Below are 22,668 nucleotides of genomic sequence, written 5' to 3'. Positions count from 1 at the left end.
CGGATCTGCCGAGTCCGCGCGGCCCCGGCTTGTCCGGCGGTACGCACACCACCCGCACCACCCGTGCCACGCGCCCGGCCCGGTGCCGGGCCGCACCCGGCCCCGGCACGTCAGGGCGTCCCACGGACGGTCAGCCGTGCGTGGTCATGCCCCCGTCGACCGGGATCACCGCGCCGGTCAGGTACGCGCCGGCCCGCGACGCCAGGAAGATCGCGACGCCGGCCATGTCCTCCGGTCGACCGATCCGACCGAGTGGCACCTGCGCCTCGACGGCAGCCCGCGCCTCCGGGTCGTCCAGGACGAACGCCATCATCTTGCTCTCGAACGGCCCCGGGGCGACCGCGTTGACGGTGATCCGCTCGCCGACGAGTTGGTGCGCCAGGCTGCGGGTCAGCATGTGCAGTGCCGCCTTCGTCGCCGAGTAGGCGTACACCTCCATGGCCGGGACCCGGAGTCCGTCGACGGAGCCGATGTTGATCACGCGGGCCGGGTCGTCGGCGCTGGCGGCGGCGCGCAGCACCGGCAGCAGCTCGGTGGTGAGCCGGAAGACGGCCTTGACGTTGACCGCCCAGAGCTTGTCGAAGGCGCTCTCCGGATACTCCGCGAGTGGTGCGCCCCAGGTCGCGCCCGCGTTGTTGACCAGGACGTCGAGCCGGTCGACCCGGTCCCGCACGGCGGCGGCCAACTGCCGTGCCCCGTCGTCGCTGCCGAGGTCGGCGGGGATCGCGGTGCAGTGGCCGAGCGCGGACAGTTCCTCGGCGACCGCCGCGCAGACGGCCGCCTTGCGGGAGGAGATGACGACGTGCGCGCCGGCCGCCACGAACCCTCGGGCGATCATCAGCCCGATCCCCCGCGAACCGCCGGTCACCAGGACATTCTTGCCGTCGACCGAGAACAGATCCTGCATGCCCATCCCCTCGCGAGCCGGCCGTGGCTCCCCGGGCGGTCGGCGCCACCGACGCGGACCGTCCGCCCGCCACGGCGACCAGATGACTACCGCCCGGTAACGTAACCGCCGGGCGGTACGCCGACAAGAGCACGGTCGATCGAGGCGTGGACGCCGACGGCGCCGGCTCGGCGACGCGCCCGTCACCAGAGGTGCGTACCGGCCGGTCGCGGGCTAACGTCGCAGGTGATGGTCCCTTCCGGTCACCTCGACAGGGTTCTACCCGACGCTGCCTCCGGCCCGGCCGAGATCGACACGATCACGCTGTGCGATCTGACGCCCGACACCGCGTGGCGCCGCCCGGTCCTGCTGGACCGCGAGCTGATCGTGCTCGGCACCGGCGGCCACGGCGTCGCCGAGGTGGACTTCCGCGCCCAGCCCTGCCGCCCCGGCACGTTACTGCGCGTACGCGCCGGGCAGGTGCTGCGCTGTCCGCTGCCCCGTCTCGACGCCACCGTGGTCCGCTGGCATCCGGACGCGTTACGTGGGCTCGACGTCGACGTGCACCACGTACCCACCCGGGTGCAGCTCGCCGGTGAGGACGAGGACGCGGTCATCAGCGAGGTCAGCCAGTTGACCGTGGACGTTCGTCGGCACCAGGACGTGCCCGCCGGCCGCAGCCTGCTGCGCTATCAGCTCACCGTGCTGCTGCTGCGTCTGAGCATGCTGCCGTCCGAGCTGCGCCGGGCCGGCCGCCCCGAGGAGGAGACCTTCCGCCGGTTGTGCCGTGAGGTGGAGCGCGGCTACCAGCGCACTCGTCGGGTCGAGGACTACGCCGAGCGGCTGGGTTGCTCGGTACGTACCCTCACCCGGGCCTGCCTGGCGGTGACCGGGCGCAGCGCCAAGCAGGTGGTGGACGAGCGGGTCGCGCTCCAGGCCAGCCGCTTGCTCGCCGCCACCGACGAGCCCATCGCCCGGATCGGTCGGCTGCTCGGCTTCACCGAGCCGACCAACTTCGGCCGGTTCTTCACCCGTGAGGTCGGGGTCAGCCCCGGTGCCTTCCGGGCCGCCCGCGAGCAGCCCGGACCGAGCCCGGTCGTCCGGCCCCGGCCGCCCGCCGAACCGGCCCCGATGCTGCGATCCCGTCCGTCGATCGAGGCCCGTCGGGCGTGACCCGGCCGGTCCGGTCGGTCACTCCGTCAGCCCGGCGACGCCCAGACCCGGGGCGGTTGGGCATGATGGCAGGGTGCAGATCTCCGCGCGTGGCGACTACGCGGTACGAGCGGCGCTGAGTTTGGCCGCCGCGTACCCGTCATTGCTGTCCACCCAGACCATCTCCGCGGAGCAGGACATGCCTCGCAAATTCCTGGAGGCGGTCCTGGCCGACCTGCGCCGGTCCGGCCTGGTCCGCGCCCAGCGCGGTGCCGAGGGCGGGTACGCCCTGGCCCGGCCGCCCCGGGAGGTGACCATCGGGGCGGTGCTGCGCGCGGTGGAGGGACCGCTGGCCGGCGTACGCGGGCTTCGTCCGGAGGAGACCAGCTACGACGGGGTGGCGCAGCACCTGCCCGGGTTGTGGGTGGCGGTACGCGCCTCGCTGCGCCGGGTGGTCGACGAGGTGAGCCTGGCCGACGTGGTGGGCGGACGGCTGCCCGCCCACGTCCGTCGACTGACCACCGCGCCCGACGCCTGGGAACCTCGCTGACCCACCCGCCCGTCACGGGTGGACACGGTCACGCGGCCGTGGTGTATCCGCCCCGGTGGTGCAGCAGCGGCGGGCCGTCCACTCCCTCGGCGAGCGCCAGCGGCTCGGCGATCACCAGCGCGTGGTCGCCGGCCGGCACCCGGTGCACCACCCGGCAGAGCAGCCGTGCCAGCACCCCGGTCAGCAGCGGCAGCCCGAACGGCCCGGCCTCCCAGTAGGGGTACGCGGCGAAGCGGTCGACGCCCCTGGCGGCGAAGATCCGGGCGGCCTCGGTCTGGTTCTCGGCGAGCAGGTGCACGGCGACGTGCTCGGCCCGATCGAGCACCGAGGCGCTGGACGAGGTCGCACCGACGCAGAACGACACCAGCGGCGGGTCCAGCGACACGGAGGTGAACGACGTCGCGGTGAACCCGGCCCGCAGGGGCGCGCCGACGTCACCGAGGCAGGCGGGTCGGGTCCCCCGGGCCACGGCGGTGACCACGGTGACCGTGCTGGCCTGACGGCGCAGCAGCGTACGGAACAGGTCCGGGTCCACCGGCCGCAGCTCGTCGGTGCGGCTGTGCTGCGCGGTGGTCATGCCGTCACCGACGGGCAGAGGCGGGGCGGCGTGGCCGGTGCGATGGGGTGAGGGGTGCGGTGCATGCGGGGTCCTCTCCGAAACGCCAGGTGGAGCCGGTGACTCAGCACGCCCTTCCCATGAGGTGAGATGAACGCACTTTCACTCCACGCACCCCTGATTCAACCAGGATCTTGAGTCCGACAACACCCATCTGATGAATAGGATATTCGGGCCACTGCGGACCTCTGATCTCCACTGTGCACCGCGTGGTTTGACGGATCTCCGATACGGGAATCTTCGATGCCGCGCGGGGATGACGAAGGGAGGCCCACGATGGGTCTGATGTTCCGCAAACGCAAGAAGTACGGGCCGCTGATCCTGAACTTCACCGAGAACGGTTTCTCGTCCTGGAGCATCAAGATCGGTCGCTGGTCGTGGAACTCGCGGGCCAAGGCGCACCGCGTCGACCTGCCCGGCCCGCTCTCCTGGAAGCAGGACAAGTCCCGGGCGTGAGCCCGTGAGTCGCGCGGGGCGTCGGAGCAATCCGGCGCCCCGTTCGCATGCCCGTCCCCGGTGCGCGAACGGTCAGCGGGCGGCGGCCGTGATCAGCACGTCCCCGCCGAGCCGGCCCTGCTCCGGGTCACGCCGCACCGCGCCCGTGTCGAGCAGCGCGTCCAGGGCCCGCACCGCGTCCACGGCCCGGTACGCCGTGTCGGTCACCGCGTACCGGCGCAGCTCGGTCACCGTACGCGGGCCGGAACGGGACAGCTCGGCGAGCAGCGCCTCACCCAGCAGTGCCGGGTCCGGTTGAGCGGCACCCGAGTCCCAGAGACTCTCCTTGAACGACTCCAGGCTGCGGTCCGAGGCGGTGCCGAAGCCGATCCGTCGACCGGAGGGCGACTCGACCTCGGCGACCAGCGGGAACCCGGCGTCGACCAGCGCCGCCCGCAGCGGGGTGTCCGGACCGGCCGGCACCAGCACCTCACCGGGTCGGCCGGAGGCGGCGGCGGAGAGCGCCACCGGATCGACGGCACCGTCCACCTCCAGGTAGGACAGCACCGGCGCACCGGACGCCCCGGCCGCGCGCAGCGCCACCGGCAGCAGGGCCGTCGGGCCGGGCATCAGGTGCACGGTGACCTCGGCCGGCAGTCCCGCCTCGGCGGCACCCAGCCGGGCCGGCAGCTCCTCGGTGCCGCCGGCCAGCACCAGCACGGTCAGCCGAGCCCCGCGTACGTCCCCGGCGCACTCGCCGGCCACCCGGACAATCTCCTCGGCCAGGGCGGGGTCGCGTCCGTCGTACCCGAGAACCACCGTCGCCCGGCGGGCACGCCGCAACGCCCCCGGCACCCAGAACCTCAGGTGCCGGAGCACCACCTGCCGCCCCACCTCGTCTGCCACCCTGCCGTTGTACCGCACCGCCCGGCCGCGCCGCGGGCACCCTCGGCAGTCCGGCGGCGCGGGTCAGTGCGACGAGCCGGCCGGGACGGAGATGCCGATGCCGCCCCGGGTGTCGCCGCCGTACCTGCTGATCTCGGCGGCCAGGTCGAGACGGCCGATCCGGGTACGGGCGTCGAGCGCGGCGTCGTCCAGCCGGTCGGCCGGCACCAGCCAGACCACCTCGAACTCCAGCCCGTCCGGGTCCTGCCCGTAGAGGCTCTTGGTGGTGCCGTGGTCGGAGGTGCCGACCAGCGCACCGGCCCCGGCCAGCCGACGGGCGGTGGCGGCCAGCTCGTCGAGCGTGTCCACCTCCCAGGCGAGGTGGTAGAGGCCGACGGTGGCCCGACCGGCGGCCGACGGGCCGGCTCCCGCGCCGATCTCGAAGAGGCCGAGGTCGTGGTCGTTGGTGGAGTCGGGGGCCTGGAGGAAGGCCGCGCCCCGGAACCCCTCCGGGGTCATCGGCACCCGGCGGAAGCCGAGCACGTCGCGGTAGAAGGCGACGCTGCGCTCCAGGTCACTGACGTAGAGGACGGCGTGGTTGAGGCGATGGATTCCCATGCCACCGAGGCTAGCGCGTTCTAGTTGAGCGCTCAACTAATGTCGCTATGATGGCGGTCATGACCCGCTGGCTGGACCCGGACGAGCAGCGCACCTGGCGCGCGTTCCTGACCGCCTCCCGGGCGTTGATGGAGACGCTCGACCGCGAACTCCAACGCGACGCCGGGATGCCGCACGCCTACTACGAGATCCTGGTCCGGCTCTCCGAGGCGCCGGAGCGTCGACTGCGGATGAGCGACCTCGCCGAGGCCAGCGGCTCCTCCCGGAGCCGCCTCTCGCACGCGGTGGCCCGCCTGGAGGCGGCCGGCTGGGTCCGCCGGGAGGACTGTCCGACCGACCGGCGCGGGCAGATCGCCCTGCTCACCGACGACGGCTTCGCCGCACTGGAGGCCGCCGCGCCCGGCCACGTCGAGGGGGTACGCCGTCACCTCTTCGACGCGCTCAGCCCCGCCCAGGTAGACCAGTTACGCCGGATCAGCGAGGCAGTGGCCGATCGCCTGACCCGCCCCTGACCGGATCCTGACCGAACCACTCCGGCGCGGGGCTTGTACATAACGTCGTCGGATGAGCACGATGGGGCGTGCCCTCCGGCTTCGGTGAACTGACTGATCAGGCGCACGACCTGGTCTCCTCCGGCGACCTCGCCGGTGCCCAGCGGCTCCTCGCCGACGCGCTGACCGGCGCCGACCCGCGCCCGGCCAACGCGACACCCGAGATCGCCGAGGCGGCCGGCCTGCACGCGCGGGTGCTGGTCGCCCTCGGCGAACCGCACTCGGCACGAGGCTGGGCCGCGTACGCGTACGCGGCCACCAGCCGCCTGCACGGCCGCTCCGACCCGCGTACGGTCGCCGCCGCGGCCACCCTCGCCGCGGTGCTGCACCGGGTGGGCAGTTGGTCCCGGGCCGCTCGGCTGTACCAGGAGGTCATCATCGAGCTGACCGCCTCGGACGGGCCGGAGTCCCTGCGGGTGCTCGCCGCGCACGCCGACCTGGCCACCGTGGAGTACGCCCGGGGCCAGTGCCAGGTGGCCCGCGACCGACTCCAGGACGCCTGGGAGCTGCACCGCGAGGTGTACGGCGACGGACAGCCCAGCGGCATCAAGATGCTCGCCCGACTCGGCTCGATGCAACGCGACTGCGGGCAGTTCACCGAGGCGCAGGACCACCTCGCGCTCGCCCGGGAACTCGCCCGTCGACACCTCGCCCCGGACGACCCGCTGACCGCCCAGGTGGCCTCGTTGTCCCGGGCCCCCGCCAACCCCGACCACGTCTGCGCCGACACCCCGCCGGTGGGCGCGGAGGGCCCCGTCGTACCGGCCGCGCGGACCCCGGCACAGGGCGACGCCCCGCCCAGCGGCGACTGGACCGCCCAGGCCGCCGCCGTACCGCCCGCCTGGCCCGACCACGACACCGGCGACCAGCCGGACGACCCCGGAGCGGACCGCGACGGGACCGACCCGACCTGGCCGGAGTCCCCGGCTGCCGAGGCCGGGGGCACCCAGACCTGGGCGGAATCCTCGGCCCCGGCAGCCGGGACCACGCCGACCTGGGCGGGGTTCGGTCCGGCGGGGTCGGGCGCAGCCGGGTGGCCCGACCCGGACGACGCCGACCGGGACTGGTCCGCGCCGACGGGAGTCCCGGCGGCGGCTGCCACCCCGGATTGGACGGCGTCGACCGCCGACGACGCCGGGTGGGCCGGGACCGGCGACGGGCGGACCTGGCCCACGGACACCCCCGGTCAGGCGTCCTGGCCCGCCGACACCGACGGTCAGTCGGGCTGGCCCACGGACGCCCCGGGTCAGCCGAGCTGGCCGGCGGAGACCGCCGGGGACCCGCGCTGGCCCGTGGACGCGCCCGACCAGACGGGCTGGCCGGCGGCGGGCGACCCGACGGATCCCCGGTACGCCGAGGAGCAGCACCCGCCCGAGGGCTACCACCCCGGTCAGGGCCACCCGGGCGGCCAGCCGCCCGCCGGGGCCGCGTCGCCGGTGCCAACCCCACGGCAGCCGGTGGACGGTCCGGCCGGGCCACCGCAGGACTGGTGGACCGGACAACCGACCGACCCGCCCTCGCCCGATCCCGCCCCTCCGCACCGGCCCACTCCCACCCCGTCGGCCGAGTCGAGCGGAGCGGCCGTACCGCCGAGCGTGATGGGCCTGACCGGTCCGGCGCCGCAGGCACCCGGGGTGTACCGGCTGCGGCGGCTGGAACCGGAACGCACCGGCCCGTCGTCGCGGCTGCTGCCGGTGCCGGTACGCCGCACGCCCGCCGCGCCCTCCCCCGGACCGAACCGGCTGGTGCCGATCATCGTGGCGGGCGTGGTCGTGGTGCTGCTGGGTGCCGCCGCGGTGATCGCCGGAGTGTCGAGGGTCGGGGACTCGGGCGAACCCGCCGCCCCGACCGCCGGGGGGACCCCGAGCGGGGCGGCTCCCCCGTCCGCGTCGGCACCGGAGGCCCCACCGGCCTCCCCCGGCGCGCCGCCCAGCGAGCTCTCGCTGCGCGACAACCGGGACAGCGTCACGTTGAACTGGACGTACCCGGCGGGGGCGGAGGGACCGGTGATCATCTCGGGTGGTCGGACCGGGCAGCCGAAGAACCCCTTCGCCGATCTGCCCGCCGGCACCGACAGTTTCGTGGTCTACGGCCTCAATCGCAGCCTCGACTACTGCTTCACCGTCGCGGTCGCCTGGTCCACGGACACGGTCGCGCGATCCGACGAGGTCTGCACCGAACGCCGCTGACCGCACCGCCCGGAGTTGGGACGCGGACGTCGCACCCGGGGGTGTGACGGGGCTCGACCGCCTTGGCTCCGGCGGTCGTCGCGCGGTATCTTCGGCAGTTCAGGAAACAAAAAAGAACGGCTCGAAAAGCCGTTCCTAATCGAACTCTAACCCACCGGGAGACGGATTGTCAAGGCACTCCGGCGGTTCGCCGTCCGACGACGAGATCGGCCGCGAGCAGGAGTACGTCTCGATGCTCTACCACCGCCTCGACGACCTGCGGGACCAGGCGTCACGGCGGCTGACCGAGGAGTTGCGGACGGCGGGCGGCACACTCCAGGCCCGCTCCCAACGCGACAGCGCGGTCCGCATGTACGCCGAACAGGTCGAGCAGTTCGCGGCGGTGGAGAACGGCCTCTGCTTCGGTCGGCTCGACACCGACGACGACGAGCGCCGCTACATCGGCCGGATCGGCATCTTCGACACCGACGGCGACTACGACCCGCTGCTGATGGACTGGCGGGCCCCGGCCGCCCGCGCCTTCTACCTCGCCACCGCCGCCAACCCGCAGGGCATCCGGCGGCGGCGTCACCTGCGTACCCGGCAGCGCAAGGTGGTCGCCCTCAACGACGAGGTGCTGGACCTGAACACCGCCTCCCCCACCGCCCACGAGGAACTGACCGGCGAGGCGTCGCTGCTGGCCGCGCTCAACGCCGGGCGTACCGGCCGGATGCGCGACATCGTCGAGACCATCCAGGCCGAACAGGACCGGATCATCCGCTCCGACCTGTCCGGTGTGCTGGTGGTGCAGGGTGGCCCCGGCACCGGCAAGACCGCGGTGGCGCTGCACCGGGCCGCGTACCTGCTCTACACCCACCGCCGGGAACTCTCCACCCGGGGCGTACTGCTGGTCGGCCCGAACATCACCTTCCTGCGCTACATCTCGCAGGTGCTGCCCGCGCTGGCCGAGACCGGCGTGCTACTGCGTACCCAGGGGGACCTCTTCCCCGGCGTCAGCGCCAGACGCGCGGAACCGGCCACCACCGCGGCGCTCAAGGGACGGTCGGTCATGACCGAGGTGCTGACCAACGCGGTCCGCGACCGGCAGCAGGTGCCCGACGAGCCGGTCGAGATCGAGCTGCCGCAGCAGGAGATCCTGGTCCTCGACCCGGCGACCGTCCGGGCCGCCCGGGACCGCGCCCGCCACAGCGACCGCCCGCACAACCTGGCCCGTGCCCTCTTCGACGTCGAGATCATCCACGCCCTGGCCGACCAGGTCGCCGAACGGATCGGCGCCGACCCGCTGGGCGGGGAGAACCTGCTCGAAGAGGCCGACCGTGCCGAGATCCGCCGGGAACTGCGCGAGGAACCGGAGATCACCGCCGCACTGGACGAGCTGTGGCCGGTCCTCACCCCGCAACGCCTGCTCGCCGACCTGTACGCCTCGACCGACCGCATCGCCGCCGCCGCGCCGATGCTCACCGCCGACGAGCGGGCCGCCCTGCACCGCGAGCCCGGCGGTTGGACCCCCGCCGACGTGCCGCTGCTGGACGAGGCGGCGGAACTGATCGGCGAGGACGACCGGGCCGCCGCCGCCCGCCGGGACCGCATCCGCGCCCTGGAACGCGAGTACGCCGAGGGCGTGCTGGAGATCGCCCGGGGCTCCCGGTCCATCGACGTCGAGGACGAGGCCGACGGCGGTGAGATCCTCGGCGTGACCGACCTGCTCGACGCCGACCGACTGCTGGAACGGCAGGAGGAGGCCGACCGGCTGACCACCGCCCAGCGCGCCGCCGCCGACCGGTCCTGGGCGTTCGGCCACGTGATCGTCGACGAGGCGCAGGAACTGTCCCCGATGGCCTGGCGGCTGCTGATGCGTCGCTGCCCGAGCCGCTCCATGACGATCGTCGGCGACGTGGCCCAGACCGGGGCGCTGGCCGGCACCCCGTCCTGGTCCGAGGCGCTGGCACCGTACGTGGCCGACCGGTGGCGGCTCACCGAGTTGACCGTCAGCTACCGCACCCCCGCCGAGATCATGGAGGTGGCCGGCCGCGTACTGGCCGAGATCGACCCGGCCCTGCGCCCGCCCCGCGCCGTACGCGCCAGCGGTTTCCCGCCCGCCGCGCGGGACGTACCGGCGGACCGGCTGACGGCGGAGCTGATCGGGGTCGCCACCGACGAAGCGGCCGGGCTCACCGACGGACGGCTCGGGGTGATCGTGCCGGCCGGTCGCGTCGACGACCTCGGTACCGCCCTGACCACCGCGCTGCCCGAGGCGACCGTCGGCGAGCAGCCCGACCTGGAGAGCCGGGTGGTGGTGCTGACCGTCGCCGAGGCCAAGGGCCTGGAGTTCGACTCGGTGATCGTGGTCGACCCGGACCGCATCGTCGCCGAGTCGCCCCGTGGGCGCAGCGACCTCTACGTCGCGCTGACCCGCGCCACCCAACGCCTCACCACCCTCACCCCCACCCCCTGACCCGCACCAGGATGTGGCGACGGCCCGGCCCCACCTGGGGCCGGGCCGGTGGTTGGGTGGGTCACTCGAAGCTGCCCACGTGGGTGGCCGGAGTGGACTGGTCGCTGGTGCTGCCGCCGGCCGGGGTGCTCATCCCGCCGGTGGTGGCGTCGCCGGTGGTGGTCGGTGCCACCTTGCCCCGGTGCCGTTCCGGCTGGCGGGCCACCCGTCGGGCGCTGGCCGGTCCGGCCGTACCGCCCGTCGTGGTGAGCGCGCCCTGCCCCCGGGTGGGACCGCCGTCGCGCAGCACGGTGGGGTCGATCGGCACGTGCGCCGGATCGTCCCGGTCGTCGCGCTGGATGGCACTCTCCACATCGGTGGGCGGTACGGTCACCTCGTCCACGGCGCCCTCGCCGTACACGCCGCCGGCGATCCGTTCCTCGGCCCGGCGGGCGGCGTCCTGTCGCATGTCGTCCTCACGCACGATCCATCACCTCGCAGAAGCGTCGGTCCTGATGGCGTGCCCGGTGACCGCCCCGGCAAACCCGGTCCACCGGTCCACCAGGCCCGCGCCGGCCTCCGGTCGCGCGTGCAGCCGGCCGCAGGTGGTGCGGAGAGCCGTGGCCGCAGGTGGTGGTGCGGGGCACGGTCGGAACGGGACATCGGGCGGGCTCGGGTGGTTTTCGCCAGGCCGGGCAGGTATCCCCGCGCCGGACGGATTCGGCCGGGTGGCGGGGTGTTACTGCCCCCCGGCGGCGGGGTAGACGGCGGGTGCCCCCGCCATGTGCGCGAACCGTGCCGTGGCCGACACGCGGTAGCGGGGCGAGGGCCGCAGGTGACGACTCATCAAATCCTGAGGAGGACAGATGAGCACGCAGGCTGCATCCACCAGGCCGATGAACCGTCCGGCGCAGGACGCCCAGAACCGGCAGGCCATGCAGGAGGCCGCCACCCACCCGATGCCGATGATGCACGACGGGCATCGGGGGGAGATGCCGTCTCCGGGTACGGAGACCAAGCAGTCGTTCCTGACGACGGAGTTCTGGATCTACGCGGCAGCCGTCACCCTCGTGGTGATCTCTGCCTTCTGGCGCGGGACCACCGCGAACGGCCTGAACCTGAACAACCCCGGTCAGGCGTGGTTCTTCATCACGCTGCTGACCATCGGTTACCTGGGTAGCCGTGGTCTGGCCAAGGCCGGTAGCCAGCGGCGTTCGGCCGCGGAGCGCAAGCAGCGCGGGCGGCGCTGACCCCTTGCGTGCGGTGGCCCTCCGGGAAGTCTCCCGGAGGGCCACCGTCCTGTCTGGTCACGCCCCCGCCGAGCGGGGGTGCGGCATCGTCTCCTAGAACTCCTCGAAGCCGCCGAAGTCACCGCCGCCGTCGAAGTCACCGCCGAAGTCGCCGGCCGCCTCGGTGACCTCCTCCTCGGCACCGTCGAAGGCGTTGCCGATCATGTGACCGGCGAGCATGCCACCGGCCGCGCCGAGCGCCGCACCGGCGACCACGCCACCCATGCCGACCCCGCCCCGCCGCTGCGGCGGGCCGTACTTGTGCGGCGCACCGTAGCCCTGCGGCCCGTAGCCCTGCGGCCCGTACCCCTGGGGGCCGTAGCCCTGCGGCCCGTAGCCGGGCGCGCCGTAGCCCTGCGGAGCGCCGTAGCCCTGCGGGCCGAACGCCTGGGCGCGCAGCGCGCCGAACCGCCCGATGGTCTCCTGGATCCAGCCGTCGACCGTCTCCACCCAGTCGGACCGCTCGGCGTCGGAGTGGGCCACCTGGTACCGGCCGAACACGTCCTGGCCGGGCGCGAGGAAGCCGCCCCGCTTGTCGCACTCGAGCACCACGTCCACGCCGTGCGGGTTGGCCACGAACGTCACTTCGAGTTCGTTGACGGTCTGCGCGTACTGCGGCGCGGCGAAGAACTCGATCTCCTGGTAGAACGGCAGCGTCTGACGTACGCCCTGGATCATGCCGCGCTCCAGGTCGGCCTTCTTGAAGCGGAAGCCGAGCTGGAGGAACGCCTCCAGGATCCGCTCCTGCACCGGCAGCGGGTGCACGTTGATCTCGTCCAGGTCGCCCTTGTCGACGGCCTTGGCGATCGCCAGCTCGGTACGCAGACCCATCGACATGCCGTGCAGCCGCTGGCCGTACAGCCCGGTGATGGGGGTTTCCCACGGCACCGGAAGCTGGAACGGGATGGACAGCGCCTGCTTCGCGGCGAGCTGGAGCGGGCCGCTGACGACCTGCCGGTGGAACTCCATCACCCCGGCCTGCTCGCCGACCTCGACCCGGGTGACCAGGCCGATCACGATCTGCTCGATGCTCGCCGCCGCCTCCCCGCCGAGCAGGTTGACCTGACCGTCGAGGGCCAGCCCGGGTCTGGTGTTCGGGTTGGCCAGGACGGTGTCCACACTCGGACCGCCCACGCCCAACGCGCTCAACATCTTCTTGAAGACCATTCAGTTCTCCTGCGGGGTCTGGTGCCCGGGCTCCCTTTAGGAACGGACGCTGACGGCGGCACCGTATCGGGCGGCCCTGAAAGGTCGCTGGGAAGCCGGTCGCGGAATTCCTGTCGGACGGATGTCGAGATCCGGCCCGGCGGCTTCGACCAGAGGGTGCGGGCACCGACAATGGTGCCCGAGGCCGTGAGGAGACAGTCGTGAAGTACATGTTGCTCATGCAGTCCAGCGTCGCCGGGATGGACTTCCCGCCGATCCACACCTGGGCTCCGGAGGAGCTCGGGGCGCACATCGGCTTCATGGGCGAGGTGGGCGCGAAGCTGGCCGCCGACGGCGAGTTGGTCGACGGGCAGGGCCTCGCCGGGCCGGCGCAGGCGAAGATCGTACGGGCCGGGTCCAGCGGCGCGCCGGTGGTGACCGAGGGGCCGTTCGCCGAGACGAAGGAGTTCCTCGCCGGGTACTGGATCGTCGACACCGACACCCCGGAGCGGGCTGTCGAGATCGCCGCCTGGATCTCCACCGCCCCCGGCCCCGGCGGTGCGCCGCTGAACATGCCGATCGAGGTGCACCCGGTGCTGTCCGCGCCACCAGAGGACCTGTGACGGACGATCGACGGACCGAGGACCTGCTGCGCGAGCTGGCGCCGCAGGTCCTCGGCGTTCTGGTCCGCAGGTTCGGTGACTTCGCCACCGCCGAGGACGCCGTGCAGGAGGCGCTGCTGGCCGCCGCGACGGGTTGGCCCGGGGCGGGTGTGCCGGACAATCCACGTGGGTGGTTGATCCAGGTCGCGTACCGGCGGATGGTCGAGCTGATCCGCGCCGAGCAGGCCCGGCGGGCGCGGGAGGACCTGGTCGCCCGGCGCGAGCCGAGGGACGCGCACCGCGTACCGCCGGTGGACGCGCACCTGGACGCGGACCGTGACGACACCCTGGAGCTGTTCCTGCTCTGCTGCCATCCGGCGTTGTCGTCCGCCTCGGCGATCGCGCTGACGCTGCGGGCGGTCGGCGGCCTGACCACCGCCGAGACGGCCCGCGCGTTCCTGGTGCCCGAGTCCACCATGGCCCAGCGGATCAGTCGGGCCAAGCAGCGCATCCGCGAGTCCGGTACGCCGTTGCGGCTGCCTGCGGCGGCGGAGTTGCCGGCCCGGCTGACCTCGGTACGGCACGTGCTCTACCTGGTCTTCACCGAGGGACACGTGGCCAGCGCCGGGGACACCCTGCACCGGGTGGACCTGGCGCAGGAGGCGATCCGACTCACCCGAATGTTGCACACCCGGTTGCCGGGCGACAGCGAGGTGACCGGGTTGCTGGCGTTGATGCTGCTCACCGAGGCGCGGGCGGCGGCGCGCACCGGCCCGTCCGGCGAGTTGATCCCGCTGGCCGAACAGGACCGCGCCCGCTGGGACCCGGCGGCGATCGCGGAGGGCGTCGCGCTGGTCACCCGGGCGCTGCCCCGGGGTCCGGTCGGCCCGTACCAGGTGCAGGCCGCCATCGCCGCGCTCCACGACGAGGCGCCGACCGCCGCGCAGACGGACTGGCCGCAGATCCTCGCGCTCTATCAGGTGCTGGAGCAGGTGTCGGCCAGTCCCGTGGTGGCGCTCAACCGGGCCGTGGCCACCGCGATGGTGCACGGCCCCGAAGCCGGGCTGTCCGCCCTGGCCGCGCTGGACGGCGAGGCCCGTCTGGCCGGTCACCACCGTCTTCCCGCCGCCCGCGCCCACCTGTACGAGATGGCCGGTGACCACGAACGCGCGGTGCACCAGTACCGGTGCGCAGCCGGCCTGACCGCCAGTCTGCCGGAGCAGCGCTACCTGCTGATGCGCGCCGCCCGTCTGGCCTGAGCCCGGACCGCCTGCTCGTCCGCCTCTCGTCCGCGCCGTCCGCCTCGGTGGAGCTCGGCACCGGCGGTGACCCGGGTGGCCGGGCCCAGGTCGGGCCCGGCCACCGTCAGGGTGCGGTCGTCAGCTCGCGGTGCAGGTCACCGCAGGAGCCGGGTTGCTGCCGCTCCAACTTCCGAGGAAGCCGAAGCTGGTGCTGGCACCGGCGCCGAGTTGACCGTTGTAGGAGACGTTGCGTGCGGTCACCGTGGTACCGCTGCTGGTGACCGTGGCGTTCCAGGACTGGCTGACCGACTGGCCACCGGCGAGGGTCCACCGCACCGTCCAGCCCGTGATGGCGCTGCTGCCGGCGGTCACCCGGACGTCGCCCTGGAAGCCGCCCTGCCACTGCCCGGTGATCGAGTACGTCGCCGTGCAGCCGGCCCCCGGCGGCGGGGTGGTCGGCGGAGGCGTCGTGGGCGGTGGCGTCGTCGGCGGAGGCGTGGTCGGCGGCGGGGTGCCGCCGAAGACACTGGCCTCCCGGGCGGTCTGCCGGATGCCGTTGGTGCCGTTGAACAGACGCTGGCCCCACGTGGTGAGCTGGTTCGGGTTGAACGAGGTGGCCATGTCGAGGTACTCCACGCCACCCCCGTTGCCGCTCCACGACCAGCCCAGCCAGCCGATGCCGTTGGCCTGCGTGTAGGAGAGGATGGCGTCCTCGTCCGGGTCGCCGTCGGAGTGGTAGTGACCGAACTCGCCGACCACGATCGGCAGACCACGGCTGCGGAAGCGGCCCAGGTAGTCACTGATCTCGGCGGCGGTGTCGAAGACGCCGTACATGTGGATTGAGAAGACCGTGTTGCGGGCCGGGTCCGCGTTGAACACCGTCGGCGCGCTGTCTCGCATCGTGAAGGACCAGTCCTGGCCCCAGTTCGGGCCGTCCACCATGATGGTGTGCGCGAAACCCGCGGTACGCAGCCGCCGGATCGCGTTCGACGTGTCGGTGGCCCAGGACGAGTAGTTCTGGTTGCCGTACGGCTCGTTGCCGATGTTGACGATCACGTACCGCTCCTGGCCGGTGAGCGCGCTGGCGATGCTCAGCCAGTAGTCGACCGCCCGGTCCAGGGTGGCCGCGCCGCTCTGCTCGCCGTAGCCGGTGGTGTCGTGCACCTCCAGGACGCAGATCAGCCGGTTGGTCTTGCAGAGCTGGATCACGTTCGACACGTCCTCGGCGCTGTTGCGGGTCCACCGGTCCCCGCTGGACAGCACCACCCGGACGGTGTTCGCGCCGAGCGCCTTGATGTTGGCGAAGGAGCTGGTCTGGTTCGCGTACCAGGTGTGCGCGTGGTTGACGCCGCGCATGATGAACTCGTTGCCGTTGGCGTCGTACAGCTTGCCGCCGCTGACCGTGAAACCGGTGGCGGCGTGCGCCGACGGGCCGAAGGCGAACACTGCGGCGACGGTCGCCAGCAGCACGGCGCCGACGGCCCCGAACAGTCTCTTCATCGATTCCTCGCAGGAGTTCTCTCCCTCCGTGCCCAGGAGGGAGTGCGGTGAGTGGCAGGTGCGGCGGCTGTGCCCGGCAGCCGCACGGCGAGAGGCCCGGCGAGGCAGGCATCAGCGTAGGCCGATGGAGCCTCGGAAGCAACCGGTTCAGTAGAGCGGCCGACGGCCGGCGACCCGTGGCGGCCCGGTTTCTGGTGGGCCGTCACGGGCGGACCATCCCCACCACAGGATGGGCTCCAGGCCGGCGCTGAACCGGTTCAGGCAACGGTAGGCAGCCGCCGGAGAGCCCGTCAAGCGTCGACCAGGGTTGACCCATCCGGGCCCGGGTATCCGCAAACGGACCGCCGGGGAGCGAAGGAGACAGCATGGTCAGCATCGGATACACGTTGATGTGCGAACAGGCAGGCCCCAAGGAACTCGTCGACTATGCGGTACGCGCCGAGGCCGCCGGTTTCGACCAGCTCGTCATGTCCGACCACTACTACCCCTGGCTGGAGTCGCAGGGCCACTCGCCGTACGCCTGGTCGGTCCTGGGCGCGGTCGCCCACGCCACCTCCCGGGCGGAGCTGATGTCGTTCGTGACCTGCCCGATCCGCCGCTACCACCCGGCCGTGGTGGCGCAGAAGGCCGCCACCGTCGGGCTCCTCTCCGACGGACGGTTCACCCTCGGCCTGGGCGCCGGGGAGAACCTCAACGAACACGTGGTCGGCGCCTGGCCGCACGTGCAGCAACGGCACGAGATGTTCGAGGAGGCCCTACAGATCATCCGGCCGCTGCTCGACGGCGAGACGCTCACCTTCTCCGGCAACCACTACGACGTGCCCGACGCGTACCTGTGGGACCGGCCCGACACGCCGGTGCCGATGGCGGTGGCCGCGTCCGGACGGCAGTCGGCCACCCTCGCCGCCGAGTACGCCGACGGCATGATCGCCACCGAGCCGCAGGCGCACCTGGTGGAGATGTACGAGGAGGCCGGTGGCGCCGGACGACCCCGCTATGGTCAGGTGGCCATCTGTTACGGCCCGGACGAGACGGAATGCCGCAAGATCGCGCACGACCAGTTCCGATGGTTCGGGCTCGGCTGGAAGGTCAACGCCGAACTGCCCGACACCGACGCGTTCGAGGCCGCCGCGCAGTCGGTACGCGAGGAGGACGTGGCCGCCGGCATCTCCTGCGGCCCGGACGTGGACAGGCACGTGGACGCGTTCAAGAGGTTCGTCGACGCCGGGTTCACCCACGTGGCGCTGGTGCAGGTCGGCGGCGACAACCAACCGATGTTCCTGGACTGGGCGCAGGAGCAGTTGCTGCCCCGGCTACGCGAACTGTGACCGGCAGGAGATGACTCGACCATGCGTATCGGCAACACGGAGATCCGACCGGCCGGCGGCGGCCTCGGCTGCCTACTGATGATCCTCTTCTCGATCGTCGCCTCGATCGTGCTGACCGTCCTACTCAACCTGGTGCTCTGACCGTCGGCGTAGCAGCACGAACGCGGATGCAAGGAAGGGCGTGGTTGTAAGGGAAGGCGTGGTTGTAAGGGAAGGGCGTGGATGCAAGGAAGGGTCCCCTGCTAACGCCTCGTGTATAGGAAGGGTCCCCTCCTTACATCCAGGTGCCGCCGAGCGCAGAATCACGCGGCGTTGCCGGTCCGCCTGCCCGGTCGGCGGCGTAGGCCGAGGCCGACGAGAACGTCGCGGGTGGCGTGGCCGATCGGCTCCAGAAGGGCGCGACAAAGCCAGCCGACCGTCGCCTGCCAGACCGCACCGACGGCTCGGCAGACGGGCAGCAGCAGGTGCGTCCACACCCACAGCCCGGCCCGGAACACCGGGCGCAGCGTCCACACCCAGCCCCAGCGGAGGATGCGCCCCGCCGTACGCCAGGCCCAGCCCAGCACGGCCAGCACCGCGAGCCATCAGCCCAGCAGTCGGGCGGGCGGGGTGAGCACGCGTACGGTCCACGCCAGCGGCAGCCACACCAGGTAGTACGACGGCACCAGCACGAGGACCCGCACCAGCCAGGCCAAGGAGTTGACCAAGGAGTTTGCGTCCTCCGCCTCCGCCTTCCGTGGCTGAAACCTCTTGATCAACTCAGGAGGTGGGGGCGGTGGGGTGGGGTGGGGTGAGGGTGAAGGTGGCGGTTAGGGGGTGGTGGTCGGAGGCTTGGTGGGTGTCGGGGCTGCGGATCACCCGGGCGTCGACCAGGCGGGCGGCCAGGGCGGGGGTGGCCAGCAGGTAGTCCAGGCGCATCTCGGCGAACTCCGGGGTGTGTCCGTAGCCGGTGGGCACGGTCGGGCCGGCGGTGGCGGCCAGGTCGACCAGGCCGGCGGCGAGCAGGCGGGCCACCGCCCGGGTGTCCACGGTCCGTCCGTCGCGCCGCAGGTGCCGACGGCGGTACGCGGGGGCCAGCCGGGCCAGGCTCCGGGCATGGGCGCCGCCACCTGTCTGGACGAGGTCACCGGCGTGGTCGGTGGGTTCGGCGTACGGGTCGAGGGTGTTCAGGTCCCCGGCGAGCAGGGCGAGGTCGGCGCGGGCCCGGCGCAGCGCGGTGGCCGCCCAACGGGCCTCGACCAGACGGCGACCGCCACGGTACGGATAGAAGTGGGTGCTCAGGACGGCCAGCGGCCCGGCGTCGGTGGACAGTGTCACGCGCTGCGCCGCGTGGTGGAACGGGCGGCGGACCGGCCCGGACGCCACGGTCGGCCAGCGCGGGTGCACGAGGATCGCGACCGGCTGGCCGAAGGGTGACCGGGCCAGGTGGGGCGTCAGACCGGCGTCCGCGGCGAAGCGGGCCACGTCGAGGCCGCGCAGTTCCTGGAGGGCGAGGACGTCCGGCCGGTACGCGGCGACGACCCGGGCCAGCAGGATACGCCGGTCCGGGCCGCCCCGGTCCCGTCCGCCGTTGCGGATGTTCCAGGTCATCACCCGCAGCACGGTCACCTCAGCCCGGCTGGCCGGCCTTGGCCAGCTCGTCGTCCAGGGTGTCCACGTCCTCCGACTCGATCTCGGGTCGGTTGCCCGCCCGCACGTCCTCGTTGGGGCGTACCACCCAGTAGAGCAACCCGATCCAGAGCGCGGTCAGCATGATCGCGCCCATGAAGTCGGTCGGGTGGTGCATGCCCCGGTACATCCGGGAGATGGCCACGCCGACCGGCATGATCACCGCCGCCGCCGCGAACAGCCAGCGCCACCACCGGTCGGTACGCGGGAACACCACCACCGCGATCGCCACCCACAGGCAGAGTGTGGCGGCGATGTGGCCGGACGGGAAGGAGGAGGTCGGCATCGGACCGTCCAGGTTCTCCACCGGCGGGCGCGGCCGGTCCACGGCGGCGGCGGAGGCGAGGAACAGTGTCAGCTCACCGAACATGGTCAGCGCCACGAAGAGCACCGGCCGCCAGCGTCGCCAGATCGCCAGCACCAGCGGGCAGAAGACCATCGAGATGAGCAGGATGGCGTGGGTGTCGCCGACCTTGCTCCACCACCAGCTCACGTCGTCCAGGAACGGGGTGCCGTGCTCGGCGAACCAGCGCGGCACGGTCTCGTCGAGCCGGGCCAGGAAGGTGCCGTCGGCGTGGTAGCTGACGAACATGCCGAAGCCGTAGAGGGCGCCGAAGACCAGCACCCAGCCGACCACGATCTCGGCGATGCCGGCGCGGGCGTGCGGCAGCAGCTTCTCCTCGTCCGGTGCCAGGGCCACCTCGTGCGCCGCCTCGGGTTCCAGTCCGTCGGTCAGCGGGGCGGCCGGTCGGCCGCGTTCCAACCGCCACAGCCGGAAGGCGTACGCGGTGACGCCGAGCCAGGCCGCGCCGAGCAGCCAGGCGCCGAGCACGTCGGAGAGGAAGTGCACGCCGAGCGCGACCCGGGTGAATCCGATCAGGACCACCACGGTGGCGACCAGGGCGATCGCCGGTTTGCGCCAGCGGGGCGCCATGGCCGGCAGGAACACCAGCAGCAGCGCGCCGTAGGCGACCATCGACCCGAGCGCGTGCCCGCTGGGGAAGCTCTGCCCGGCGTACGTGCCGATGGGCACGTCCACCTCGGGGCGCAGCCGGTCGACGAGCGTCTTGAGCGACGGGTCGAGGATCAGCGCCCCGGCGCCGGTGACGATCAAGAAGACCGCGAGCCGGCCCTGCCGACGGATCAGCAGCCCGACCACGGCCACGGTGACCAGCCAGACGATCACCGGTCGGCCGCCGAGGTCGGTGATCGCGTTGAGCACCGTCACCAGCGGACCGATGGGTGAGATCTGCTCGTTGAGCCACTGCGCCACGCCGTGGTCCACGTCGTACAGCGGGGCCCACTGGACGCGGACCAGCACCAGCAGCAGCCCGAACCCGACCCCGGCACCGAGGACGAGCAGCAGCCCGGCGAGGGTCCGTTCGGTGAAGTGACCGAGCGGTCGTCGCAGTACGTCCCGGACCGCGCCCACGGCAGCCTCCTCCTCAGGTGGCGCCGACCGACGGCGACGCCTTCTGGCGTGGCGCTGTACCCGCGTCGATGCCTGCGTACACCCGTCCGGGCGGCGGGGCGCTACAGCGCGGTCATCTCGCCGGTGTCGAGCAGACCGGCGCGGGGCGCGTTCGGCTTCCACAGGTCCGGCTTGGCGGGCTCGGACACGCCGATGCGGACCGCCTCCAGTTGGGCGGCGAAGGCCAGCCCGCCGAACAGCGCCATGCCGGTGAGGTTGGCCCAGAGCAACAACGCCATCATGCCGGTCAGCGCGCCGTACGTCTGGCCGAAGTCCGCACTGAACGCCACGTAGCCGGCGAGCAGCAGACTGGCCAGCCACCACAGCACGGTGGCGATGCCGGCGCCGAAGAACAGCCAGGACAGGCCGGGTTGGCGGCGACGCGGGGCGTACCGGAACAGCACCGCCACGGCCAGCACGGTCAGCCCGAGGCTGAGTGGCCAGCGCACCACGTCCCAGACGGTGGCGGCCAGTTCACCCCAGGCGTAGTGGCGTTCCACCGAGTCGCCCATCGGGCCGCCGCCGACCAGGATGAGGAACCCGGTCAGCGCCGGGATGCCGGCGAGGACGGCGAGCGCCGCGGCGCGCAGGTACTTGCGCAGGGCGGGGCGGTCGCGCTCGACGCCGTAGATGCGGTTGGCGCCCCGCTCGATCTGCGCCATCGTGCTGGTCAGCGCGACCAGCCCGGTGCCCAGGCCGAGAGCCAGCGCCACCTCCCCGATGTCCTCGACGCGTTCGCCGCCCGCACCCTCGCCGAGCAGTTCGGCGACGACCGCCTCGCTGGCGCCGGGGGTGAGCGCCAGCACGGTGTCGGCCACCACCTCGCCGCCCTCGGCCGCCCCGAGCTCCGCGATGAGCCCGGTCAGCGCGATCAGGAACGGCACCACGGCGAGGCAGAGCTGGAAGGCGAAGGCACGGGCGTGGCTGAACCCGTCGCCGTAGCGGAACCGGACGAAGGCGTCGTGGAGCAGGTGCCAGCCGCCCTCGCGGCGCAGCGTCTGCCAGGCGTGGTCGGCGCAGAGCTGCTCGTCGGACATCAGCCGGGTCTCCGGCACCATCTTGGTGCTACTCACCCCGACCCTCCTCGATGAGCCGCTCACCCCGCTCGGCGGCACCGGACGCGTCCTCGGCCAGGTCGGGTGTGCGGTCGGGCTGCGGTACGCACAGCCACAGGGCCCGTCGACGGATCTGCACGTTCAGCTCACGGCCGGGCTCGATCAGATCGCCGTCCAGTTCGCGCGGTTGTGCGCGGTTGCTGGTGATGGTCACCCGACGGGCCCGGAAGACCTCCATCCGGGGCACCCGGTCACGGCGGCGTACCACCGCCCAACCGAGCGAGAGCCAGTGCCGCAACCGGTGCGGGGTGAGCACGGCGACGTCGAGGTAGCCGTCGTCGGGTTCGGCCTCGGTGAGCAGGCGTACCCCGCCCTGGAGGCGGCCGACGTTGGCGACCAGCACCGAGCGGGCGCGGCGACGCAGCGGCGGCTGGTCGTCCAGCGAGACGGACACCCGCATCGGGCGGTCCCGCAGGTGGCGGGCGGCGCCCACGACGTACGCCGGCCAGCCGATCCGCCGTTTCGTCGTCTCGTTGGTGGCGGCCAGCATCTGGGCGTCGAAGCCCATGCCGGCCATCACCGCGAAGTGCTGTCCGTCGACCTCGCCGACGTCGAGCAGTCGCCGTCCGCGCTCGAGGGCCACCTCGATGCCGGCGGCCAGGTCGTTGGAGAGTCCCAGGTTGGCGGCGAGCAGGTTACCGGTGCCCTGCGGAAGCACGGCGAGGGCGACGTCGGTGCCGACCAGGGCGCTCACGCAGGCCATCACGGTGCCGTCGCCGCCGCAGGCGAAGACCACGTCCACGCCCTTGGCCAGGGCCTGCTCGGTCTGGCCACGACCGGGGTCCTCGACGGTGGTCTCCAGCCACAGCGGCTCGGGCCAGCCGGCGGCGGCGAGCGCGTCGACGACGGTGCGGCGGAACGTATCGATGTCGTCCACCTTGACCGGGTTGACCACGACCGCACTGCGTAGGGCCTGTCCGTGCCGTCCAGCTTCCACGGCGTCAGTGTGCGGCACGGTCGACGGTTCGGCGACCCGACGCCGGGTGACCAGG

Annotated in this window: 23 protein-coding genes and 1 pseudogene; 11 read left to right on the top strand and 13 right to left on the bottom strand. The window is 72.8% G+C overall.

The genetic code is table 11. The features are described from left to right. Nucleotides 1-130: 130 nt before the first annotated feature. Nucleotides 131-907 carry an SDR family oxidoreductase gene (locus ACQVFL_RS08765; protein WP_396691445.1) on the bottom strand — a complete coding sequence of 259 codons (777 nt, stop codon included), beginning with the start codon at nt 905-907 and terminating at the stop codon, nt 131-133. A gap of 228 nt (nt 908-1,135) precedes the next feature. Between ACQVFL_RS08765 and ACQVFL_RS08760 the strand changes: the two genes are divergently transcribed. Further along, nucleotides 1,136-2,059 (top strand): helix-turn-helix transcriptional regulator, encoded by a 924-nt coding sequence (locus ACQVFL_RS08760; protein WP_431729115.1) that lies wholly within the window; start codon nt 1,136-1,138, stop codon nt 2,057-2,059. Between the two features lie 73 nt (nt 2,060-2,132). Then, on the top strand, nt 2,133-2,588 hold the full coding sequence (locus tag ACQVFL_RS08755; RefSeq protein WP_131056663.1) for an RrF2 family transcriptional regulator: 456 nt from the start codon (nt 2,133-2,135) through the stop codon (nt 2,586-2,588). A gap of 28 nt (nt 2,589-2,616) precedes the next feature. Here ACQVFL_RS08755 and ACQVFL_RS08750 read toward each other — a convergent pair whose 3' ends face one another. Then, nucleotides 2,617-3,165 carry a flavin reductase family protein gene (locus tag ACQVFL_RS08750; RefSeq protein ID WP_396691447.1) on the bottom strand — a complete coding sequence of 183 codons (549 nt, stop codon included), beginning with the start codon at nt 3,163-3,165 and terminating at the stop codon, nt 2,617-2,619. A 315-nt stretch (nt 3,166-3,480) separates the two neighbouring features. Between ACQVFL_RS08750 and ACQVFL_RS08745 the strand changes: the two genes are divergently transcribed. Further along, the gene (locus tag ACQVFL_RS08745; protein WP_131056659.1) at nt 3,481-3,660 is read left to right on the top strand and encodes a DUF4236 domain-containing protein; all 180 of its coding nucleotides are present in this window, start codon (nt 3,481-3,483) and stop codon (nt 3,658-3,660) included. Nucleotides 3,661-3,732: 72 nt separating this feature from the next. Here the strand turns inward: ACQVFL_RS08745 and ACQVFL_RS08740 are convergent, their stop codons facing one another. After that, complete coding sequence (locus ACQVFL_RS08740; RefSeq protein WP_431729114.1) at nt 3,733-4,545, bottom strand: hypothetical protein; 813 nt, start codon at nt 4,543-4,545, stop codon at nt 3,733-3,735. Nucleotides 4,546-4,608: 63 nt separating this feature from the next. Beyond that, entirely contained in the window at nt 4,609-5,142 is a 534-nt protein-coding gene (locus ACQVFL_RS08735) for a VOC family protein (protein WP_396691449.1), read from the bottom strand. Nucleotides 5,143-5,192: 50 nt separating this feature from the next. Here ACQVFL_RS08735 and ACQVFL_RS08730 point away from each other — a divergent pair, with 50 nt between their 5' ends. From ACQVFL_RS08730 to ACQVFL_RS08715, 4 genes and pseudogenes are all read left to right on the top strand, one after another. Further along, entirely contained in the window at nt 5,193-5,654 is a 462-nt protein-coding gene (locus ACQVFL_RS08730; RefSeq protein WP_396691450.1) for a MarR family winged helix-turn-helix transcriptional regulator, read from the top strand. Nucleotides 5,655-5,722: 68 nt separating this feature from the next. Continuing rightward, nucleotides 5,723-6,962, top strand: a pseudogene (locus tag ACQVFL_RS08725) (tetratricopeptide repeat protein); the annotation flags it as partial. 329 nt (nt 6,963-7,291) lie between these two features. After that, on the top strand, nt 7,292-7,882 hold the full coding sequence (locus ACQVFL_RS08720) for a hypothetical protein (protein ID WP_431729113.1): 591 nt from the start codon (nt 7,292-7,294) through the stop codon (nt 7,880-7,882). Nucleotides 7,883-8,114: 232 nt separating this feature from the next. Then, complete coding sequence (locus ACQVFL_RS08715; protein WP_431729796.1) at nt 8,115-10,337, top strand: HelD family protein; 2,223 nt, start codon at nt 8,115-8,117, stop codon at nt 10,335-10,337. A 61-nt stretch (nt 10,338-10,398) separates the two neighbouring features. On the opposite strand, the gene ACQVFL_RS08710 is transcribed toward ACQVFL_RS08715, so the two are convergent. Further along, the gene (locus ACQVFL_RS08710; RefSeq protein ID WP_396691452.1) at nt 10,399-10,800 is read right to left on the bottom strand and encodes a hypothetical protein; all 402 of its coding nucleotides are present in this window, start codon (nt 10,798-10,800) and stop codon (nt 10,399-10,401) included. Between the two features lie 382 nt (nt 10,801-11,182). Between ACQVFL_RS08710 and ACQVFL_RS08705 the strand changes: the two genes are divergently transcribed. Further along, nucleotides 11,183-11,566, top strand: coding sequence for a hypothetical protein (locus tag ACQVFL_RS08705; RefSeq protein ID WP_396691453.1), 384 nt, complete (start codon nt 11,183-11,185; stop codon nt 11,564-11,566). Between the two features lie 93 nt (nt 11,567-11,659). Here ACQVFL_RS08705 and ACQVFL_RS08700 read toward each other — a convergent pair whose 3' ends face one another. Continuing rightward, nucleotides 11,660-12,772: a sporulation protein gene (locus ACQVFL_RS08700; protein ID WP_431729112.1), complete on the bottom strand. Its 1,113-nt coding sequence runs from the start codon at nt 12,770-12,772 to the stop codon at nt 11,660-11,662. Nucleotides 12,773-12,981: 209 nt separating this feature from the next. On the opposite strand from ACQVFL_RS08700, the gene ACQVFL_RS08695 reads away from it, so the two are divergent. Further along, a complete protein-coding gene (locus tag ACQVFL_RS08695; protein ID WP_396691884.1) occupies nt 12,982-13,374 on the top strand; it encodes a YciI family protein in 393 nt (130 codons plus the stop codon). Then, the gene (locus ACQVFL_RS08690) at nt 13,371-14,612 is read left to right on the top strand and encodes an RNA polymerase sigma factor (RefSeq protein ID WP_431729111.1); all 1,242 of its coding nucleotides are present in this window, start codon (nt 13,371-13,373) and stop codon (nt 14,610-14,612) included. The genes ACQVFL_RS08695 and ACQVFL_RS08690 overlap by 4 nt, the downstream gene beginning before the upstream one ends. Nucleotides 14,613-14,732: 120 nt before the next feature. Here ACQVFL_RS08690 and ACQVFL_RS08685 read toward each other — a convergent pair whose 3' ends face one another. Then, entirely contained in the window at nt 14,733-16,094 is a 1,362-nt protein-coding gene (locus tag ACQVFL_RS08685; RefSeq protein ID WP_431729110.1) for a cellulase family glycosylhydrolase, read from the bottom strand. A 365-nt stretch (nt 16,095-16,459) separates the two neighbouring features. Here ACQVFL_RS08685 and ACQVFL_RS08680 point away from each other — a divergent pair, with 365 nt between their 5' ends. Then, entirely contained in the window at nt 16,460-17,422 is a 963-nt protein-coding gene (locus ACQVFL_RS08680) for a TIGR03557 family F420-dependent LLM class oxidoreductase (RefSeq protein ID WP_431729109.1), read from the top strand. 302 nt (nt 17,423-17,724) lie between these two features. Here ACQVFL_RS08680 and ACQVFL_RS08675 read toward each other — a convergent pair whose 3' ends face one another. The 6 genes from ACQVFL_RS08675 to ACQVFL_RS08650 all read right to left on the bottom strand — a co-directional run bounded on the left by ACQVFL_RS08675 (nt 17,725) and on the right by ACQVFL_RS08650 (nt 22,613). Further along, entirely contained in the window at nt 17,725-17,997 is a 273-nt protein-coding gene (locus tag ACQVFL_RS08675; RefSeq protein WP_431729108.1) for a hypothetical protein, read from the bottom strand. A 9-nt stretch (nt 17,998-18,006) separates the two neighbouring features. Then, nucleotides 18,007-18,129 (bottom strand): hypothetical protein, encoded by a 123-nt coding sequence (locus ACQVFL_RS08670; protein ID WP_431729107.1) that lies wholly within the window; start codon nt 18,127-18,129, stop codon nt 18,007-18,009. Between the two features lie 52 nt (nt 18,130-18,181). After that, the gene (locus tag ACQVFL_RS08665) at nt 18,182-19,030 is read right to left on the bottom strand and encodes an endonuclease/exonuclease/phosphatase family protein (RefSeq protein ID WP_431729106.1); all 849 of its coding nucleotides are present in this window, start codon (nt 19,028-19,030) and stop codon (nt 18,182-18,184) included. 1 nt (nt 19,031) lies between these two features. Then, the gene (locus ACQVFL_RS08660; protein WP_431729105.1) at nt 19,032-20,522 is read right to left on the bottom strand and encodes a phosphatase PAP2 family protein; all 1,491 of its coding nucleotides are present in this window, start codon (nt 20,520-20,522) and stop codon (nt 19,032-19,034) included. A 101-nt stretch (nt 20,523-20,623) separates the two neighbouring features. Then, nucleotides 20,624-21,634 (bottom strand): YihY/virulence factor BrkB family protein, encoded by a 1,011-nt coding sequence (locus ACQVFL_RS08655; RefSeq protein ID WP_396691461.1) that lies wholly within the window; start codon nt 21,632-21,634, stop codon nt 20,624-20,626. Beyond that, the gene (locus ACQVFL_RS08650) at nt 21,627-22,613 is read right to left on the bottom strand and encodes a diacylglycerol/lipid kinase family protein (protein ID WP_431729104.1); all 987 of its coding nucleotides are present in this window, start codon (nt 22,611-22,613) and stop codon (nt 21,627-21,629) included. The genes ACQVFL_RS08655 and ACQVFL_RS08650 overlap by 8 nt, the downstream gene beginning before the upstream one ends. Nucleotides 22,614-22,668 lie beyond the last annotated feature (55 nt).

The sequence above is a fragment of the Verrucosispora sp. TAA-831 genome (genome assembly GCF_050780145.1).
In the GTDB taxonomy this organism is placed as follows: domain Bacteria; phylum Actinomycetota; class Actinomycetes; order Mycobacteriales; family Micromonosporaceae; genus Micromonospora.
The sequence above is the reverse complement of the archived record's forward strand: the minus strand, read 5'-3'. Positions and strand labels throughout refer to the sequence as shown.

Excerpts from the sequence above, each read along its gene's own strand:
- ACQVFL_RS08750 (WP_396691447.1), bottom strand. The coding sequence starts at position 3,165 with ATGACCACCGCGCAGCACAGCCGCACCGACGAGCTGCGGCCGGTGGAC.
- ACQVFL_RS08705 (WP_396691453.1), top strand. The coding sequence starts at position 11,183 with ATGAGCACGCAGGCTGCATCCACCAGGCCGATGAACCGTCCGGCGCAG.
- ACQVFL_RS08765 (WP_396691445.1), bottom strand. The coding sequence starts at position 907 with ATGCAGGATCTGTTCTCGGTCGACGGCAAGAATGTCCTGGTGACCGGC.
- ACQVFL_RS08720 (WP_431729113.1), top strand. The coding sequence starts at position 7,292 with ATGGGCCTGACCGGTCCGGCGCCGCAGGCACCCGGGGTGTACCGGCTG.
- ACQVFL_RS08745 (WP_131056659.1), top strand. The coding sequence starts at position 3,481 with ATGGGTCTGATGTTCCGCAAACGCAAGAAGTACGGGCCGCTGATCCTG.
- ACQVFL_RS08715 (WP_431729796.1), top strand. The coding sequence starts at position 8,115 with ATGCTCTACCACCGCCTCGACGACCTGCGGGACCAGGCGTCACGGCGG.
- ACQVFL_RS08680 (WP_431729109.1), top strand. The coding sequence starts at position 16,460 with ATGGTCAGCATCGGATACACGTTGATGTGCGAACAGGCAGGCCCCAAG.
- ACQVFL_RS08730 (WP_396691450.1), top strand. The coding sequence starts at position 5,193 with ATGGCGGTCATGACCCGCTGGCTGGACCCGGACGAGCAGCGCACCTGG.
- ACQVFL_RS08685 (WP_431729110.1), bottom strand. The coding sequence starts at position 16,094 with ATGAAGAGACTGTTCGGGGCCGTCGGCGCCGTGCTGCTGGCGACCGTC.
- ACQVFL_RS08695 (WP_396691884.1), top strand. The coding sequence starts at position 12,982 with ATGTTGCTCATGCAGTCCAGCGTCGCCGGGATGGACTTCCCGCCGATC.
- ACQVFL_RS08735 (WP_396691449.1), bottom strand. The coding sequence starts at position 5,142 with ATGGGAATCCATCGCCTCAACCACGCCGTCCTCTACGTCAGTGACCTG.
- ACQVFL_RS08760 (WP_431729115.1), top strand. The coding sequence starts at position 1,136 with ATGGTCCCTTCCGGTCACCTCGACAGGGTTCTACCCGACGCTGCCTCC.
- ACQVFL_RS08700 (WP_431729112.1), bottom strand. The coding sequence starts at position 12,772 with ATGGTCTTCAAGAAGATGTTGAGCGCGTTGGGCGTGGGCGGTCCGAGT.